At 41.8% G+C, this 16,416-nt stretch carries 19 protein-coding genes and 2 pseudogenes; 18 read left to right on the top strand and 3 right to left on the bottom strand.

Annotated elements, in window-relative coordinates:
- Positions 1-2: 2 nt before the first annotated feature.
- The 8 genes and pseudogenes from K4H96_RS04405 (at position 3) to K4H96_RS04440 (ending at position 7,815) form a co-directional block, all read left to right on the top strand.
- Positions 3-596 (top strand): dTDP-4-dehydrorhamnose 3,5-epimerase family protein, encoded by a 594-nt coding sequence (locus K4H96_RS04405; RefSeq protein ID WP_223337012.1) that lies wholly within the window; start codon positions 3-5, stop codon positions 594-596.
- 213 nt (positions 597-809) lie between these two features.
- Positions 810-1,856 carry a dTDP-glucose 4,6-dehydratase gene (gene rfbB, locus K4H96_RS04410; RefSeq protein ID WP_223337011.1) on the top strand — a complete coding sequence of 349 codons (1,047 nt, stop codon included), beginning with the start codon at positions 810-812 and terminating at the stop codon, positions 1,854-1,856.
- Between the two features lie 203 nt (positions 1,857-2,059).
- Positions 2,060-2,659: a hypothetical protein gene (locus K4H96_RS04415; protein WP_002909478.1), complete on the top strand. Its 600-nt coding sequence runs from the start codon at positions 2,060-2,062 to the stop codon at positions 2,657-2,659.
- Between the two features lie 94 nt (positions 2,660-2,753).
- A pseudogene (locus tag K4H96_RS04420) lies at positions 2,754-2,843 on the top strand (GNAT family N-acetyltransferase); the annotation flags it as partial.
- 64 nt (positions 2,844-2,907) lie between these two features.
- Entirely contained in the window at positions 2,908-3,540 is a 633-nt protein-coding gene (locus K4H96_RS04425; protein WP_223337010.1) for a copper homeostasis protein CutC, read from the top strand.
- Positions 3,541-3,572: 32 nt separating this feature from the next.
- Positions 3,573-4,244: an MmcQ/YjbR family DNA-binding protein gene (locus K4H96_RS04430; RefSeq protein ID WP_223337009.1), complete on the top strand. Its 672-nt coding sequence runs from the start codon at positions 3,573-3,575 to the stop codon at positions 4,242-4,244.
- Positions 4,245-4,331: 87 nt separating this feature from the next.
- Positions 4,332-6,074, top strand: coding sequence for an ABC transporter ATP-binding protein (locus K4H96_RS04435; RefSeq protein ID WP_223337008.1), 1,743 nt, complete (start codon positions 4,332-4,334; stop codon positions 6,072-6,074).
- 1 nt (position 6,075) lies between these two features.
- Positions 6,076-7,815 (top strand): ABC transporter ATP-binding protein, encoded by a 1,740-nt coding sequence (locus tag K4H96_RS04440; protein ID WP_223337007.1) that lies wholly within the window; start codon positions 6,076-6,078, stop codon positions 7,813-7,815.
- 43 nt (positions 7,816-7,858) lie between these two features.
- Here K4H96_RS04440 and K4H96_RS04445 read toward each other — a convergent pair whose 3' ends face one another.
- Positions 7,859-9,184, bottom strand: a complete 1,326-nt coding sequence (locus K4H96_RS04445) for an aminotransferase-like domain-containing protein (RefSeq protein ID WP_223337006.1) — start codon at positions 9,182-9,184, stop codon at positions 7,859-7,861.
- 39 nt (positions 9,185-9,223) lie between these two features.
- On the opposite strand from K4H96_RS04445, the gene K4H96_RS04450 reads away from it, so the two are divergent.
- A complete protein-coding gene (locus tag K4H96_RS04450) occupies positions 9,224-10,090 on the top strand; it encodes a pyridoxamine kinase (protein WP_223337005.1) in 867 nt (288 codons plus the stop codon).
- On the top strand, positions 10,071-10,637 hold the full coding sequence (locus K4H96_RS04455; protein WP_223337004.1) for an ECF transporter S component: 567 nt from the start codon (positions 10,071-10,073) through the stop codon (positions 10,635-10,637). The genes K4H96_RS04450 and K4H96_RS04455 overlap by 20 nt, the downstream gene beginning before the upstream one ends.
- Before the next feature lie 64 nt (positions 10,638-10,701).
- Here K4H96_RS04455 and trhA read toward each other — a convergent pair whose 3' ends face one another.
- Positions 10,702-11,349: a PAQR family membrane homeostasis protein TrhA gene (trhA, locus tag K4H96_RS04460; RefSeq protein WP_032906598.1), complete on the bottom strand. Its 648-nt coding sequence runs from the start codon at positions 11,347-11,349 to the stop codon at positions 10,702-10,704.
- Positions 11,333-11,794, bottom strand: a complete 462-nt coding sequence (locus tag K4H96_RS04465) for a DUF1836 domain-containing protein (protein WP_125356244.1) — start codon at positions 11,792-11,794, stop codon at positions 11,333-11,335. Before K4H96_RS04465 ends, trhA begins: the two co-directional genes overlap by 17 nt.
- Before the next feature lie 129 nt (positions 11,795-11,923).
- On the opposite strand from K4H96_RS04465, the gene K4H96_RS04470 reads away from it, so the two are divergent.
- From K4H96_RS04470 to K4H96_RS04505, 8 genes and pseudogenes are all read left to right on the top strand, one after another.
- Positions 11,924-12,508 carry a VanZ family protein gene (locus tag K4H96_RS04470; protein ID WP_223337003.1) on the top strand — a complete coding sequence of 195 codons (585 nt, stop codon included), beginning with the start codon at positions 11,924-11,926 and terminating at the stop codon, positions 12,506-12,508.
- A 16-nt stretch (positions 12,509-12,524) separates the two neighbouring features.
- Positions 12,525-13,253, top strand: a complete 729-nt coding sequence (gene yaaA / locus K4H96_RS04475) for a peroxide stress protein YaaA (protein WP_223337002.1) — start codon at positions 12,525-12,527, stop codon at positions 13,251-13,253.
- A gap of 61 nt (positions 13,254-13,314) precedes the next feature.
- Positions 13,315-13,503 (top strand): annotated as a pseudogene (locus K4H96_RS04480) (TIGR04197 family type VII secretion effector); the annotation flags it as partial.
- On the top strand, positions 13,503-14,132 hold the full coding sequence (locus tag K4H96_RS04485) for a hypothetical protein (protein WP_227956366.1): 630 nt from the start codon (positions 13,503-13,505) through the stop codon (positions 14,130-14,132). The pseudogene K4H96_RS04480 and the gene K4H96_RS04485, both read left to right, overlap by 1 nt.
- 39 nt (positions 14,133-14,171) lie before the next feature.
- On the top strand, positions 14,172-14,669 hold the full coding sequence (locus K4H96_RS04490; RefSeq protein WP_223337000.1) for a hypothetical protein: 498 nt from the start codon (positions 14,172-14,174) through the stop codon (positions 14,667-14,669).
- Between the two features lie 64 nt (positions 14,670-14,733).
- Positions 14,734-15,285, top strand: a complete 552-nt coding sequence (locus tag K4H96_RS04495; RefSeq protein ID WP_227956367.1) for an ABC transporter permease — start codon at positions 14,734-14,736, stop codon at positions 15,283-15,285.
- Positions 15,286-15,386: 101 nt separating this feature from the next.
- Entirely contained in the window at positions 15,387-15,929 is a 543-nt protein-coding gene (locus tag K4H96_RS04500; protein WP_223336998.1) for a hypothetical protein, read from the top strand.
- Entirely contained in the window at positions 15,926-16,366 is a 441-nt protein-coding gene (locus K4H96_RS04505; protein ID WP_227956369.1) for a hypothetical protein, read from the top strand. The genes K4H96_RS04500 and K4H96_RS04505 overlap by 4 nt, the downstream gene beginning before the upstream one ends.
- The last annotated feature ends 50 nt before the right edge of the window (positions 16,367-16,416 follow it).

Raw genomic sequence — 16,416 nt, forward strand, 5'->3', positions numbered from 1 at the left:
AGATGACGGAACAATTTTTTGATAAGGAATTAGCAGCGCGTGAGATTCCCGGAATCCCAGGTATGCTGGAGTTTGATATCCCTGTTCGTGGGGACAACCGAGGCTGGTTTAAGGAGAATTTTCAAAAGGAAAAAATGCTGCCGCTAGGCTTTCCTGAAAGCTTCTTTGCAGAAGGAAAACTGCAAAATAATGTCAGCTTTTCTCGTAAAAATGTCCTGCGTGGTCTTCATGCTGAGCCTTGGGACAAGTACATTTCTGTTGCAGATGACGGTAAGGTACTGGGGTCTTGGGTTGACCTGCGCGAGGGTGACACCTTTGGCAATACCTATCAGACAGTAATTGATGCCAGCAAGGGAATTTTTGTACCTCGGGGCGTCGCCAACGGCTTCCAAGTCCTTTCTGACACCGTTTCCTATAGCTATCTGGTGAATGACTACTGGGCTCTGGAACTCAAACCCAAGTATGCCTTTGTCAACTATGCAGACCCAGCTCTGAGCATTCAGTGGGAAAACCTAGAAGAAGCAGAAGTCTCAGAAGCAGACAAGAACCATCCGCTACTTAAGGATGTCAAACCTCTAAGAAAAGAAGATTTGTAAGAAGAGTGAATAGAACAAGTGTTTGAATATATTATCTATTTCTTGCTGATTATATTCTATTTTCTTATTTCTCTAGGACCATTAGGATTCATTCTGATGATGGTTCTCCTCTTTTTGTTTATTTTCTTAGCCCTTTATATAATTTCAAAATTACTATTTTTTACGAAACAAATAATTCCTTATTTTGTTTTATTATGGAGAAAAAATAAATCAATGACTGAATACAAAAAAATTATCGTGACAGGTGGAGCTGGTTTTATCGGTTCTAACTTTGTCCACTATGTTTACAATAACTTTCCAGATGTTCATGTGACAGTGCTGGACAAGCTGACCTACGCGGGTAATCGGGCTAACATTGAAGAAATTTTAGGCGACCGCGTTGAGTTGGTTGTTGGAGATATTGCTGATGCAGCCTTGGTAGATAAGCTGGCTTCCGAAGCGGATGCTATCGTTCACTATGCGGCAGAAAGCCACAATGATAACTCGCTCAATGACCCGAGTCCATTTATCCATACCAACTTCATCGGAACTTACACACTTTTGGAAGCAGCTCGTAAATACAACATTCGTTTCCACCATGTTTCAACTGACGAAGTCTATGGTGACCTGCCTCTGCGTGAAGATTTGCCAGGTCATGGAGAAGGCCCAGGTGAGAAATTTACGGCTGAAACCAAGTACAATCCAAGCTCGCCTTACTCATCAACCAAGGCAGCTTCAGACTTGATCGTTAAAGCTTGGGTGCGCTCATTTGGTGTGAAAGCGACTATTTCTAACTGTTCAAACAACTATGGTCCTTACCAGCACATCGAGAAGTTTATTCCGCGCCAGATTACCAATATCCTGAGCGGTATCAAGCCAAAACTCTACGGTGAAGGCAAGAATGTCCGTGACTGGATTCATACCAATGACCATTCATCAGGTGTTTGGACGATCCTGACCAAGGGTCAAATTGGTGAAACTTACTTGATCGGTGCTGACGGTGAGAAGAATAACAAGGAAGTGCTGGAGCTGATTCTCAAGGAAATGGGACAGCCAGCTGATGCTTATGATCATGTGACAGATCGTGCCGGCCACGACCTCCGCTATGCTATTGATGCTAGCAAGCTTCGCGATGAGCTAGGATGGAAGCCAGAGTTCACCAACTTTGAAGCTGGACTCAAAGAAACAATCAAGTGGTACACGGACAACCAAGACTGGTGGAAATCAGAAAAAGAAGCAGTCGAGGCTAACTATGCTAAGACTCAGGAAGTGATTAAATAAGAATAGGCTATCTATGATGAGGCTTGTAAAACTAGCGCTATGTGATTGAGAGGCTGGGATTATCTGTCCCAGCCTTTTCTCACAGGATTGTTAGCTTTTTAATATGTTTGTTACAGAAAATTATGCAAAAATAGTGTAAAATAAGATAAATCCTTTCTGTGTTTTTAGCTAAAGGGATTTTCTCAAATTAAAGGAATACAAACATGAAAATGGTAAAAAGAGTAGTGGGAATTGCTTTGGTGCTGTTGCTTGCAGCGGTGCTATTTCTGGTTCCTGCATCTGTTAATCAAAGTGAACAATTAAAAAATGTTCAAGGTAGTGCTTCTTGGATGAGCATTATTGAGCCGGCTTTGAGCAATGCCAATGTAACGGCTCAGGGAGTCAGCACGGAGGTTTCTCTCAATAGCGTCCAGCTTAATCAGGTGCTCAAGTCTTCTTTGACTGACTCTGAGAATCAGGAGCTGCTGAATAGTGTTTACAGCATTGAAGGCAATAAGCTGCGCATCCAGTATCCAGTCAAACTGCTCTTCATTGGCAGTAAGCTGGACCTAGAGGTGGATGTGACGGTGAGAGATAATGTCTTGCACATCACAATCGATAGTGCCAAGTTGGGCTCTCTTCCTATCCCTAAATCTTGGGTGACAGGAATGCTGAAGCAACAAATGCAGGCCTCTAATTCATCTATCACAACGGAGGGGGATAGTTTCCTACTAGCTCTGCCGCAGAGTCAATTCAGCATTAACAAGATTAGCTTCCAGAACGGAGCTGCTAAAATCCAGTTCAGCATGGGTTATGGAATCTAAAAAAGAAAACTTCATTTGAGGAAGAAGTCTTCCGAATCAAATGGAGTTTTTATACTATTATTTGAGCAATAGCATTGTGAGGGAGAAAAGATGCTTACAGAACCACATTTTGTCCAAGGAAGACTATCAGACCAAATGGCTTGATTGGTGTAAGAGAGAAGCTGGGAAATTTGATAAGAGCTGATATTGCGAAGCTCTTGTGTTATAATAGATAAAGGAAATCAATATATTAAATCAGAGGTGAGATGATGCTTTATGAATTTTGTGCGGAAAATGTAACCTTGTTAGAAAAGGCTATGAAGGCGGGAGCCCAGCGGATTGAGCTCTGTGATAATCTAGCTGTTGGTGGCACGACGCCCAGCTATGGCGTGATTCAAGCAGCGGTGAATTTAGCTCAGCCTTACGGTGCGACAGTGATGACCATGATTCGGCCTCGGGGCGGTGATTTTGTTTACACTGACTTTGAGATTGAAATTATGCTAGCTGATATCCAAAAAGCCAAGGAAGCCGGCAGTCAGGGAGTGGTTTTTGGTGTCTTGACGGAGAAGAACGAAATAGATGTTTCGAAGATGCAGCGCCTGCTAGAGGCTTGCAAGGGACTGGAAGTAGTCTTTCACATGGCTTTTGACGCGATACCCGCTGAATACCAGTTTAGCGAAATGGATTGGCTGATTGAGAACGGTGTCCAGCGAATTTTGACCCACGGAGGACCTGCTAATGAGCCGATTGAGGAGCATTTTGCTTGGCTGGATGAATTAATCGAGCATGCTGCTGATCGGATTGATATCATGCCGGGAGGTGGCATTGATCTAGGCAATCGTCAGCAAATTATAGATAGTCTGGCAGTTGATCAGTTGCATGGAACTAAAATTGTATTTTAAGGAGGAGAAGGGCTCTAGCGGCTCCTAATAAAATGTTGGAACTATTTGAAAAATACAAGTCTAATCCAAATAAGCTTCAGACTTACGGTTTTAAGGAGTCTGATGGAGTTTACCATTTCTCGCAGAAGATTATGAAGGGTGACTTTCGCTTGGAGGTGACTATCAGAGATGGGAAGCTGGACTATCAGGTCTTTGATTGTGATACTGATGACGCCTATCTGCAGGTCAAGATGGAGCAGGTGACGGGTGAGTTTGTCGGTCAGGTTCGTGAAGCTTGTCAGGCAGCTCTGCTGGCTATCCGTCAGCACTGTTTTGACGAAGTTGGCTTTCTCTATGAGCAGAGTAAGCGACTGCGGGATCATGCAGCTGAGGTTTATCAGGGGCAAATAGAGTACCTCTGGGAGAAGTCGTCCAGAAAGAGCTCGACTAAGGCAGGGGTTTTCCGCCACCAGGATAGTAAAAAATGGTACGGAGCTTTTTTGACCACAGACTGGTCTAAGTTTGAAGCAGAGCGAAGCGGCGCTATTGAGGTGCTCAATGTTAAGAATGATCATGTGGCAGAGCTGATTCAGAAAAAGGGGATTTACCCGGCCTTTCACATGAATAAGAAATACTGGCTCAGTCTGCCCTTGGATGATAGACTGAGCGATCAGGAAATCTTTGATTTACTGGCTGTTAGTTACCAGCTGACCAGTAAAAAATAGAATCGAAGCACAGCGTTCCAATCCGCTGTGTTTCATTTTTCCTCAAAAAACAGTATAATAAAAAGACTAGTAAGAATAGGAGAAATTATGAACCTCATTAGAAAATTAGCCTGGTTTTTTAAGTTGGAAAAGCGGCGCTATATCATCGGTATTTTGGCCTTGTCCTTGGTCAGTGTCTTCAATCTGATACCGCCCAGAGTCATCGGTCAGGTTATTGACCGAATTGCTAGCAAACATCTGACTTCTCAAGAGCTGCTATTTAATTTGCTGTTGCTGATTGCTTCAGCTTTTATCATGTACGGCCTGCGCTATGTCTGGCGTCTTTATATCTTAGGGACGTCCAATAATCTGGGACGGATTCTGCGCTCTCGATTGTTCGAGCACTTTACTCACATGTCTCCCTCTTTTTATCAGAAATACCGAACAGGGGATTTGATGGCTCATGCAACAAACGATATCAATGCAGTTGTTAGTCTGGCTGGTGGTGGAGTCATGTCAGCTGTGGATGCTTCTATTACAGCTCTAGTGACCCTGCTGACTATGTTTTTCATTTTGGACTGGCGTCTGACCTTGATTGCCATTGTGCCCATGCCCTTCTTGTCATGGGGCACAGGCTTGATTGGTCGAAAAAATCATGAAAGTTTTAAGGCTGCTCAAGAGGCTTTTTCAGATTTGAACAATAAGGTACAGGAGAGTGTTTCAGGTATTCGAGTGACCAAGTCCTTTGGTTATCATGAAGCTGAGACTCAGTCTTTTGCTAAGACCAATCAAGAAGTCTACGAAAAAAATGTTTTGGCTGCCAAGTACGATTCTCTTTTTGACCCCTTGGTTTTGCTTTTTATCGGTCTTTCTTATGTTTTGACCTTGATTTTCGGTGGAATTTTTATCTCCCAAGGGCAGTTTACCATAGGAGAGTTGGTAACTTTTATCACTTATCTGGATATGCTGGTTTGGCCGCTGCAGGCTACAGGCTATCTTTTTAACATCGGCCAGCGAGGTGCTGTTTCTTATGAGCGGATTGAGAAACTGCTGGCTCAGGAGTCAGATGTCAAGGAGTCTGAACACCCCCTCTCTCATGCGGAAAATGGTCGATTAGATTATGACATTCAGAAGTTTGCTTATGCAGAGGAGACTAGTTTATCGGCTATTCATTTTTCCATTGAGCAGGGACAGACACTGGGAATTGTTGGTCAGACGGGCTCTGGGAAGACCACTCTTCTGCGCTTGCTGCTGCGGGAGCAGGATATTCAGGAGGGGGCTATCTATCTGAATGGCCATGATATCCGGGAGTACCGCCTCAAAGACTTGCGCCGTCTTATCGGCTATGTACCACAGGAACAGATGCTCTTTGCTCTGTCGATTCGGGACAATATCCGCTTTGCTAACCCCCAGCTGACAGATAGCCAGGTTCTAGCTGCTGCTCAACTATGCGGTGTTTATGAGGATATCCAAGCTATGCCAGAGGGGCTGGATACGGTTGTCGGTGAGCGGGGTTTGTCTCTGTCTGGTGGACAGAAGCAGCGCTTGGCGATGAGTCGTGCTATTATTACCAATCCTGAAATTCTGATTTTAGATGATTCCCTGTCGGCTGTTGATGCCAAGACAGAGCATCTGATTTTAGAAAATCTAAAGTCAGAGCGTGCTGGCAAGACAACCATCATCACAGCTCATCGTCTGTCGGCCTTGGTGCATGCAGACTTGATTTTGGTCATGGAAGAGGGACGAATCAAGGAGCGGGGCACTCACCAAGAGCTACTGGAGCAAAAGGGCTGGTATGCTCAGACATACCATAATCAGCAGCTGGCAGAAAGCTTGAAGGAGGAAGATTAATATGAAAAAGAAAGCAACTTTTCATCGCCTCCTAGGCTATATGTGGCGCTACAGAATAGTAAGCAGCATGGCCTTGAGCTTCATCCTGCTGACGACTCTGGTCACAACGGCATTGCCGCTCTTGGCTCGCTATTTTATTGATCAGTTTATCGGCCGTAATCAAGCTTGGGCTGGCCTGCCTTTGCTGGCTCTTTACTATGGCCTTTTCCTCTTGCGGGTACTTTTTACCTTCTTGGGAAAGTATTTCTTTGCACGTGTGGCTCAAAGTGTGGTTCGGGACTTGCGACAGGAAAGCTTTGCCAATATCCAGCGTCTGCAAATGGCTTATTTTGACAGGACGCCAGCTGGTGCTATCGTTTCCCGCCTGACTAATGATACTCAGGCAGTCGCAGATATGTTCAGTGAGATTTTTTCTAATTTTTTGAGCTCCTTACTGATTCTAGTTGTTACTTTGAGCGCCATGTTTGCCCTCAACTGGCAATTGACCTTCATGATCGCTCTCTTTTTACCTCTGATGGCAGCTTCTATCTTGCTTTATCAGCATTTATCCAATCGTCAGCTGAAGCAGGTCCGGAATAAACTCAGCGATTTGAATGTCAAGCTATCTGAGAGTATTGAAGGGATGCGGATTATCCAAGCTTTTGGGCAAGAGAAGCGCTTGCTGCGGGAATTTGAAGAAATCAACGGTCAGCATTTAGGCTTTACCAATCGCTATCTCAATATCAACAGTCTCTTTCTGAGACCGGCCATGTCCCTGCTGAAAATCTTGGCTTATGGAGTGATTCTGACTTACTTTGGCTTGACTTGGCAAGTGGCGGGTATTACAGCAGGTATTATGTATGCCTTTATCCAGTATGTTAATCAGCTTTTTAATCCTTTGATTGATGTTATGCAGAATTACTCTGTTTTACAGACATCTATGGTTGCTGCGGAACGGGTTTTTGAAATTATGGACCGCACCGACTACGAGCCTGATCAGGCTAATCTAAACTTGCAAATTCAGGATGGCAATATTGAATTCAAGCATGTTTCCTTTTCCTATGATGGAAAGCGTAATGTTTTACAGGATATTTCCTTTTCTGTCAAAAAAGGCCAGACGATTGCCTTTGTGGGTTCGACTGGCTCTGGTAAATCCTCTATTATTAATCTTTTCCTACGTTTTTATGAGTTTGAGCAGGGACAGATTTTGATTGATGGCCGTGATATTAAAGACTTTAGTCAGGCGGAGCTGCGGCGAAAGATTGGCCTTGTTTTGCAGGATCCCTTCCTTTATCATGGTACCGTTGCTTCCAATATTCAGCTTTACCAAGAGCAGCTGACGCGAGAAGAAATTATAGAAGCGGCTAAGTTTGTAGATGCTCATGGCTTTATCAGTCAGCTCCCTCAAGGATATGATGCCCCTGTGACTGAGCGGGGAGCGACTTTTTCTAGCGGACAAAGGCAGCTTCTAGCCTTTGCCAGAACCATCGCCACCAAACCTAAAATCTTGATTTTGGATGAGGCGACAGCCAATATTGATTCGGAGACAGAAGAGCTGATTCAAACCTCACTGAGAAAGATGCGGCAGGGTCGGACAACCATTGCCATTGCCCACCGTCTGTCTACCATTCAGGATGCCGACTGCATCTATGTCTTAGATAAGGGGTGCATTATCGAATCCGGCAGCCACGAAGAATTGCTAGCTCAAGATGGCACCTATAAGAAAATGTACCAACTGCAGGCTGGGATGATGGAGTCTTGAAAAACCTGATTATAAATGAAAGGTGTAGAATTCCAAATGAATTCTACACCTGTTTTAAATAGTCTTTTAATTTCTCTAAATTTTCTTCCAAGTTATCATAAGGCAGCTTGGCATACTGGTAAGGGCAGCTAGCAAGGTAACTCTGTTCAAAGAAGTCAAGCGGCAGGCTGCTGTGTTTGAGAGCACTGACGGAAGAAAGTGACCTCAAGTCTAACAGAATGCCATCCTTGGTCAGATAGCTGGATAGTGGAAGCTGAGCTTGTTCTAGCAGTGTCTGCGCCTTTCTTGCTTCCTCTTCTTGAAGCTGCAGCAGCGCCAGCCTATTTTTTTCAAACATGAGACTGTCGATATAGAGCGATAGAGCCTTCTGCATGATGAGGTTGCTGTCATAGTCCACGGCGCTTTTGTAAGCGATAAAGGTCTTTTGAATCTGGGGTGGAAGGAGCAGGGCAGTAATCCTTAGGGCCGGGAAAAGGCTGGTAGAAAAGGACTTGATGTAGATGACCCGCTGGCTATTGTCTAGATAGTGAAAGGTTAGTTCCCGCCGTCCATCAAAGTCTGATAGATAGTCATCCTCTACGATATAGACATCATAGAGCTGTGCCAGCCGAAGAATCTCTTCCTTTTCCTGCCGACTGTAGGAGTGGCCCAAGGGATAATGAAAACGCGGGATAGTGTAGAAAAACTTGATCTTTCCGCTTTTAAAAATCCTCTCCAGTTCTTGCAGGTCAATCCCCTGTGGTGCTCTTTCAATGGTTTCATAAGGAAGTTTTTGCGCTAGCAGAAGATCATTAATCCGATGGTAGGTCGGCTGCTCCACCAAGATACGCTCTTTTTGGTTGGGAAAGTCAATCTGTGAAAGGATATAGAGGGCCTGTTGGGTGCCGGAAGTCAGTACCAACTGATCCCTAGAAGCATAGACAGCAGAGTCCAGCATCAGTTTTTGAACAGAGCGGCGCAGATCCTCCAGTCCTTCCTGCTGAGGATAGTAGTTGAAGAGATAATTTTCTCGGCCAATCAGAGTTTCATTTACACAGAGTCGGAAATCCTCATAGGCTTGGTGGCGGTCATCCCTCACAGGCAACTCCAAATCTTGCTTTTTTTCCTGAGCATTCTCCAGCACATAGTAGCCGCTTTTGGGAACGGCATAGATGTACTTCTGATATTTGAGCTCAATCAGAGCCTTCTGCGCAGTATCCTTACTGCAGTGGTAACGCTCTGCAAGCTTCCGGACAGAAGGAATTTTCTGACCAGTTGCCAATTTTCCCTCTTTAATATCCTTAGTAATCTTATCAATTATGCGTTGGTATTTTGCTTTAACCATAAAACTGTCCCCATACAGATTTGATTTTTTCATATTGTAACTCATTTTCAGATATTTTACAATAGAGAGCAAGTAGGAGGAGTCATGAAAACAAAAACAGTTATTCTGGCCACAGATATTTCTGGCTTAGGTAAGGTTGCTGCAACAGCTGCCCTGCCACTCTTTGCAATTTGCCAGCTAGAGGTTGCTCTCTTGCCAACCATGATTTTGTCGTCTCATACAGGCGGTTTTTCAGACATCTATATAGATGATTATACGCATGGGATGCTTGCCTTTTTGAAACAATGGCAGAGCTTGGAATTCGATTTTTCAGCTCTGGTAACAGGATATTTGAAATCTGACATACAGGTGGAAAATTTGCTGCGCTTTAAAAAGGAAAAAAGCTTGCCCCTTATCGTGGATCCTATCATGGGAGACAAGGGGACTTTTTATCAGGGATTTTCAGATGCCCATCTAGACCATATGCGTCGCCTCTGCCAACATGCCGATTTGGTTCTGCCCAATTTGACTGAAGCCTGTTTGTTGTTAGAAGAATCCTACGAAGAGAGTTTATCAGAAGATAGATGGGAGGACTACTGCAAACGTTTGGCTGAGTTAGGACCGAGCAAGGTCTTGTTGACTGGCTTGCCCATGAAAGAAAAGCAGATTGGTGTGGCCTATTTTGATGCGGCGACAGAAGAGTTTAACCTCTTTTCTAGTCCAGCTCTGCCCCAGCAATTTTTTGGAACGGGTGATATATTGACGACACTTGTAGCTGCGGCTTTTGTTCAGGGGATTGACATCAAACAAGCCCTGCCGGTGATTTTGAAATTTATTGAAAAGAGCTTGGCCTTTAGCTTTAAAGAGCAAATAGATCCAAAGAAGGGCGTTGTTTACCAGCCCTATCTAGGAGAGCTTTTCGCTGATTTTCAAGCCTTAATGGAGGAAAAATATGAAGAAACAAACACTTGATTTGCAAACCTTAACCATGATTAGTTTATTTGCTGCTTTGATTTTTTTGAGCATTCAGTTTTTTAAAATTCCTGTGGGAGCTCAGTTTATTCACTTTGGGAATGCACTGGTGGTAGTGGGCTGTCTGATTTTTGGCAGTAAGCTCGGTTTTTTAGCGGCTGCTATCGGATTGGGAATATTTGACTTGCTAAATGGTTATGCAGCGGAAATCCCAGTTATCTTGCTAGAAGCTCTTGCGGTAGCCGTGGTGATTCATTTTCTGTATGAAGGACTCTTTCAGAGAAAGGATCGACTAAGAAATATTCTTGTGACAGCAGTAGCAGCTGCTTTGGTGAAGATTGTGCTTAATATCCTCAAGTACACTCTGATAGGAACACTGTTTGGCGGGAGTAGTTTACCAGCAGCCTTTTTGCTGGCAGTAGCTGAGATTACTGGTACATTTGGCTCCAGTCTAGCGACAGTCATTGCTGTCCCAATCTTATATCCAATCTTTAAGCAAGTCAGAAAAGCGCACAAGCAAAGAAGTCCTCTGGAAAAGCAGGGATGAATCAATAATCAGCATAAACAAAGAAACCGTCTGAAAATCCTAAGACGGTTTTTGTGTTTTTCTCTTACATAAAATAAACGATAGCAAGGTATTGCAGGGCAGAGGCCGCTAGAATGAAAAGGTGCCAAATCATGTGGAAGTAGGGCTTCTTTTGAGCATAGAAGCCGGCTCCTACAGTATAGCAGAGGCCACCAGCCAGCATGAGTCCCCAGAAGACTGGTCCGGTTTGACCGATAATCTGCGGAATGATAAAGACCACCAGCCAGCCCATAATCAGATAGAGAGCCAAGCTGAATTTTTCATTGACCTTCTTAGCGAAAATCTTATAGAGAATGCCAAAGATGGTGGTGCCCCACTGGATAGCAATGATGAGATAGCCAAACCAGTTATTCATCAGCGACAGCACGACTGGCGTGTAGCTGCCAGCGATGGCGATATAAATCATGGAGTGGTCGATAATGCGCAAGATATACTTGTGGGTCGAGCCATAGGACATGGAGTGATAGATTGTCGAGGAGAGGAACATGAGAAAGAGGCTAATGACAAAGATAGAAGTTCCGACAGCGGCCACCAACCCGTGCCCTTCATAGCTATAAATAGCTGAGATAGGCAGCAGAATCAGCATCAGAACGGCCCCTACCGCATGGGTAACAGCGTTGGCAATTTCCTCTCCGAAGGATAGTTTTTTACTGAGTTTAAGCGCGTAGTTCAAGATTTTCTTCCTCCTCATTTGGTACTTGGATTAGGGATAAGGTTTTTTGATAGAGTTTGACCGTCTGGCAGGCTGTGGAAATGATGGGTGCCACCTCCAGCTTGCTACCGTTCATATAGTCAACGAAGTCATCATAGAGTTCTCGCGAATCTGCTTCTTTATGCAGCATATTTAAAGTAGCTGAAATTTCCTGGATAGAAAAGACCGTTTTTAAGGTCGTAATGGCAATCAAGCGTGCTACCTGACGGCGTTGATATTTTTTCTTGACCGGCTTGGCAATATAGCCATGCTTGACATAGTTGTTAATCATAGAAGCGGTTAGTCCCTTGTCAGCAGCTGAAATAGAAGAGCCACAGACATTGTTTACATAGAGCAGAACCTGGTCCAAATATAGGTCCAGTTCTGGTAATTCGTCCCACTTGGGAAAAACTTGTTGAGCGTTCAAATCTTTATCACTTTCTTATCTAGTCTTTATAACTAGATGATAACATCTCTGTAAATTAAAGTCAAGCAAAAAATAGAATGTCCCATTGAAATTTGATATAATTTTAAAAAGAAGAAAGGGAGGTTTCAGATGAAAAAACAAACAATCTTTGATATGGCAGCCTTCCTAGGCAGTCTGATTTTTTGGTCTTGGCTCTATATGCGCTTTTTTTATGCCTACGTAGCCGTCGTCTTTTACAAGAATCAGCCAGAGTGGAACCTGTTGATACCAGCTTCTATCATTCTAACATTGACAGCCATCAGCTCGCTTTTTATTCGCGGCCTCTACAGTCGGCACATTCCTCGTTGGCTGGTGCTAGCCAGTTACACCCTCTATTTTCTCATTCTATTCTATACCCTCTTTTTGAAAAATATCGGCAGGCAGGGCTTCAGTCTGGATCTGCAATCTTTTACCTATAATTGGATTTATGGAGATAAGCTGGTACCCACCATGAATATCATTATGTTCATTCCGCTGGGCTCTCTCTGCAAGCTGTCATGGAAACATGTGGCTTATTTTACCTTGGCTATCAGTCTGGTTGAGGGGAGCCAATATCTCTTTCATCTTGGCATTTTTGACTTGGGTGATATCTTGACCAATCTGCTAGGCTTTATCATTGGCAGCTATCTACTAGAGACAGCCTTGGGTAAATGGGTTGTCCGCCATATTCACTAAATGAAAGAAGGAAACTATGAAAATTCTTATCCCAACTGCGAAAGAGTTGAATCTAACTGCGCCATCCGCAATCCCGAATCCACCTTCAGCACAAACTCAAACTGTGTTGGATGAGTTGGCAACCATGTCAGTAACTGACTTGGCATCATTTTATAAAATCTCCCCAGAAAGAGCGGAGGTAGAGTGGCAAGCCATTCAGGCTTTGCGAGAAGGGACTGCGCAGCATGCTCCAGCACTTTATCTATTTGATGGCCTTATGTACCGCCATATCAAGAGGCAGGACTATACCAAGGAGGAAAGTCAGTATATCGAGAAGCATCTTGCTATCACATCAGCGCTTTACGGTGTCATCCCTGCCCTGGAGCCCATAGCGCCCCATCGCTTGGACTTTATGATGCCACTCAAGTTAGATGGGAAGAGTCTCAAGGCATTTTGGAAAGAAGCTTATGACCAAGCTCTGGCAGAAGATGAGGTGATTTTCTCCCTTCTGTCCAGCGAGTTTGAAACGGTCTTTTCTAAGAAAATCCGCCAGTGCATGATAAGCTTTAAATTTCTAGAAGACCGAGGCGGCAAGCTGAAAATCCATTCGACCATTTCTAAAAAAGCGCGTGGCGAGTTTTTAACAGCTCTTATAACTAACCAAGTGACAGAAGTCGAACAGATGAAGAAATTAAACTTCGCAGGCTTCACTTACCGACCTGACCTGTCTAGTGAACAAGAGTTGGTTTATGTCAAGGAAGTGTGAAAAGGGAAATCAATTTTTGTAATATATACGTAATATTTTTGTGATAAAATTGTTATAAAAAATGAATTTTCTAAGGAGTTTTAGAACTATGGGAAAAATCAAGTCGGATAGTATTTCCGCTCAGAATGCTATTAGTGAATTGGTTGGGGTAGATACAAGTGACAAGCAAAATCAGCAGGTAGAGTTCAGCTATACTACAGAGATTGCTGGGATGGAAGCAGGCCATCAGGCATGCAATCAAAGAGTAAAATGTTAAAAATGAAAAACTATTTTAAAAACAAACCAACTCAAGCTTTCTTAATGCTCATTTTGCTTGTTTGGTCAGTATATGAGATTGGTGCGACCAGTCTGGCTAGCAACTCGTCTTTGGCCAAGGAATTCATGCATAGTCGGTACGTTATAGTTTGGCCAATGGTAGATAAAAAGGCAAAACTATACCACTTTGCGGAAGAATGGACTAGTGACGTCTTGGATGGAATTATGCATCTGGACTATGAAAATGTTAGAATAACTAGTTTTCCTAAAAAATGGGAGAGTGAAGCTGAAATATACTATACTTTGTCTGAAGATAAGTATGCTGATAGAGTATATTTTTTCTTAGATGAACCAATATCCAAAGCCTATACCASTAGTTTAGACCAAAATTATTATTTGATTTCAAAGAATGCAGCTGCTATTAAAGAGGAAACTGGCAAAACGGTTGATCAGTTAGGTCAGGAAGTGGGACATGCAAGGGAGGAGTTTTTGTCTGCTCTTAGTAAGATGAGAATCTTTCGTTTGGTCTATTTGATTCTTCGTATGATAGTATTGTTGCTATGTATCAGGTGGTCGGGTCAGCAGAGAAAATTGAAAGAGAACGAAATATTGCAGAATGGATAGAGTCCTAATATGATATGGGGTCTATAAGGAGATTCACAAATGACCTTGAAAAAACAATGGAATTGGAATTTAGGTTGTAGTTTATTGCTTGTTGGAGTTCTGGCAGCAGCTTTTCTCTTTTATTTATGGGCACAAAATCTTGGTAAATATACCCTACAACCTGGACAGTCGATCAGCCTAACGGTCAATCCTCGGATACAGGATGTGGAATATTATTCAGAGTTAATTCTAAAGAAAAATGATAAAAATAAACTAGAGTTAAATGGCAGAGAGTATTGGTCTGTAAGTGGTAGTGAGTTACATTATGATTTAAGTAATCAAAATGTGTTCAAATGGGTCAGAGATGAGTCGGGAGAGTTGACTGAATCTTATGTAGAAAATAGTGATTTAGCTGATATTTATATAGAAAAATCAAATTTAATTATTCAGTATCAAGGAGAAAAAATTTTTGATGTAACTAACAACAAACCTTACTCCATCAACATCACCAATGTGGACGACAAACCAGCACGCTTTGAAGCTCAAGTGGGTAGATAGGTAAAGTTTAGAAGGATTTGATTCCTTTCAGCTCTAGTTTTTTATTAATATGATGGTATTGAAAATGAAGAAAACGAAATCTATGGTTATCATAGGCGGCTTTCAAGGTCAAAACATCTTTTATGATGTAAAAAGTAAAAAAGTATTTTCAAATAAAGTAAATGAGAGAGTTTTTCCTAATCTCAGGTGGTTAGTAGTAGCGATTGGAATTTTGGGAAACGCCTTTCTCGTTCAAGTAAACAATATAAAACTTGAATCCCCTATTTTAAGAGTAATTGTTTTGAGTGCGTGTCTTATTCTTATATCTTTGGTTTGTCACTTTGGATTTAAAGATGAGTATTTAGGGCAAAACGTTGAAGCATTTAATCCCAAATTATATGAACATGTAGGTTGGAAGAATTTTTTAGAAGAAGAGAGAAACCGATTATACATTCTTCTAATTACATTTGCAGTGAGTTCTTTCTTAACTGTTTTTCAAATGAGAGAATATTTGAACGCTCCTACCATGACAAACTTAATAGAAGTTATTGCCTTTTATTTTATATTTTATATGGTAACAGCAAAAAGCAATTTTATGAAAAGAATGATAGCAATAAAGGAATTGATGAAACAATAAACTAAGAGTTTTAGCTTATAAACCATGGTTTAAGGTAATGTATGATCAATTATTGAATGGAAGTGCTATGATTATGAACCGTTGTTACTTRGAAGAAATCAATGAATAAGAATGTATTTTGGTTAGGTAATTTCAGAGATAAAAATATTTTTTATGATAGAAAAACTGGACAACTATACTCTATAGATAAGAAAGAAGAGCAAGCTCCTAATCTCACTTGGGCTATTCTGCCTGCTTCCTTTCTTTTACGAAACATTTATTCAGAAGCAACAGCACCTCAGGTTGCCAGTGTGCCTATCAGAATATTTATTTTGTGTTCGACTGTTCTCTGCGTTTTAGTTTTGATAATATTTGTTCTAAGAAATATTAGAAAAGGAACTATAAAAAGTTTTAATCAGAAACTATATTTTGACTGGCCTAATTTTCTTTATAACCAACAAACACAATGTAAAGGAATATTGTTTTTTGGGACTATACTATTTTTTACGTCAATTAAATTTATAATTGATTATTATTTTTCAGGAAGCTTTATTTCTTTTATAGCTATCATTGGTTTTCTCCCAGTATCTGGGCTCTTATTATTTGGAAATAGGCCATTAGAAAAATTGATTATCCTTAAAAGGTTGGAAAAGCAATTGAAATGAAGGAAAAAGAATATTTAACCTATCTCTTGACCTTTCAAGGTAGAAACTATTATTTAGATCTAAAAACTAATAAAATTTATGCAAATGTTCATAGTTCACAATTCCATCTAGATCTCACGAAATATGTTCCCGCAGCGAGCATTCTGCTGCTACATGGATTTACTTCTGTTTCGAATAGCCACTTGTCCTTCCTATGGAAAATAATCTTGTTAGTTTTGGGTTATGTTATTGTTGGGTATCTAGTAGAATTGCTTGCAAGGACAAGGAAAGAGCCGTCATTTAAAGAGTTTCATTTTGAAACACTACCTATAAAAGATGAGTTTTTATATATTTTTAGTCGAAATATATATGGGAAGTTTGGAATTGGCGTGATTTTTGCTGTTTTTGCCATCTATCAATCTGTTGAGTATTTAAGCAAAGGCAGCTATTTGTCTTAAATACTCAACAGATTGATAGATGGGACCTTATGAGACTAAAATAAGCAAGA

Source organism: Streptococcus sanguinis (genome assembly GCF_020729765.1).
Classification (GTDB): Bacteria; Bacillota; Bacilli; order Lactobacillales; family Streptococcaceae; genus Streptococcus; species Streptococcus sanguinis_Q.

What these genes read in the sequence shown, in the direction of transcription:
- K4H96_RS04450 (WP_223337005.1), top strand. Translation starts at nt 9,224, where the DNA reads ATGAAAACAAAAACAGTTATTCTGGCCACAGATATTTCTGGCTTAGGT.
- K4H96_RS04455 (WP_223337004.1), top strand. Translation starts at nt 10,071, where the DNA reads ATGAAGAAACAAACACTTGATTTGCAAACCTTAACCATGATTAGTTTA.
- yaaA (WP_223337002.1), top strand. Translation starts at nt 12,525, where the DNA reads ATGAAAATTCTTATCCCAACTGCGAAAGAGTTGAATCTAACTGCGCCA.
- K4H96_RS04430 (WP_223337009.1), top strand. Translation starts at nt 3,573, where the DNA reads ATGTTGGAACTATTTGAAAAATACAAGTCTAATCCAAATAAGCTTCAG.
- K4H96_RS04445 (WP_223337006.1), bottom strand. Translation starts at nt 9,184, where the DNA reads ATGAGTTACAATATGAAAAAATCAAATCTGTATGGGGACAGTTTTATG.
- K4H96_RS04505 (WP_227956369.1), top strand. Translation starts at nt 15,926, where the DNA reads ATGAAGGAAAAAGAATATTTAACCTATCTCTTGACCTTTCAAGGTAGA.
- K4H96_RS04415 (WP_002909478.1), top strand. Translation starts at nt 2,060, where the DNA reads ATGAAAATGGTAAAAAGAGTAGTGGGAATTGCTTTGGTGCTGTTGCTT.
- K4H96_RS04490 (WP_223337000.1), top strand. Translation starts at nt 14,172, where the DNA reads ATGACCTTGAAAAAACAATGGAATTGGAATTTAGGTTGTAGTTTATTG.
- K4H96_RS04500 (WP_223336998.1), top strand. Translation starts at nt 15,387, where the DNA reads ATGAATAAGAATGTATTTTGGTTAGGTAATTTCAGAGATAAAAATATT.
- K4H96_RS04495 (WP_227956367.1), top strand. Translation starts at nt 14,734, where the DNA reads ATGAAGAAAACGAAATCTATGGTTATCATAGGCGGCTTTCAAGGTCAA.
- K4H96_RS04440 (WP_223337007.1), top strand. Translation starts at nt 6,076, where the DNA reads ATGAAAAAGAAAGCAACTTTTCATCGCCTCCTAGGCTATATGTGGCGC.
- K4H96_RS04470 (WP_223337003.1), top strand. Translation starts at nt 11,924, where the DNA reads ATGAAAAAACAAACAATCTTTGATATGGCAGCCTTCCTAGGCAGTCTG.
- K4H96_RS04405 (WP_223337012.1), top strand. Translation starts at nt 3, where the DNA reads ATGACGGAACAATTTTTTGATAAGGAATTAGCAGCGCGTGAGATTCCC.
- K4H96_RS04425 (WP_223337010.1), top strand. Translation starts at nt 2,908, where the DNA reads ATGCTTTATGAATTTTGTGCGGAAAATGTAACCTTGTTAGAAAAGGCT.
- rfbB (WP_223337011.1), top strand. Translation starts at nt 810, where the DNA reads ATGACTGAATACAAAAAAATTATCGTGACAGGTGGAGCTGGTTTTATC.
- K4H96_RS04435 (WP_223337008.1), top strand. Translation starts at nt 4,332, where the DNA reads ATGAACCTCATTAGAAAATTAGCCTGGTTTTTTAAGTTGGAAAAGCGG.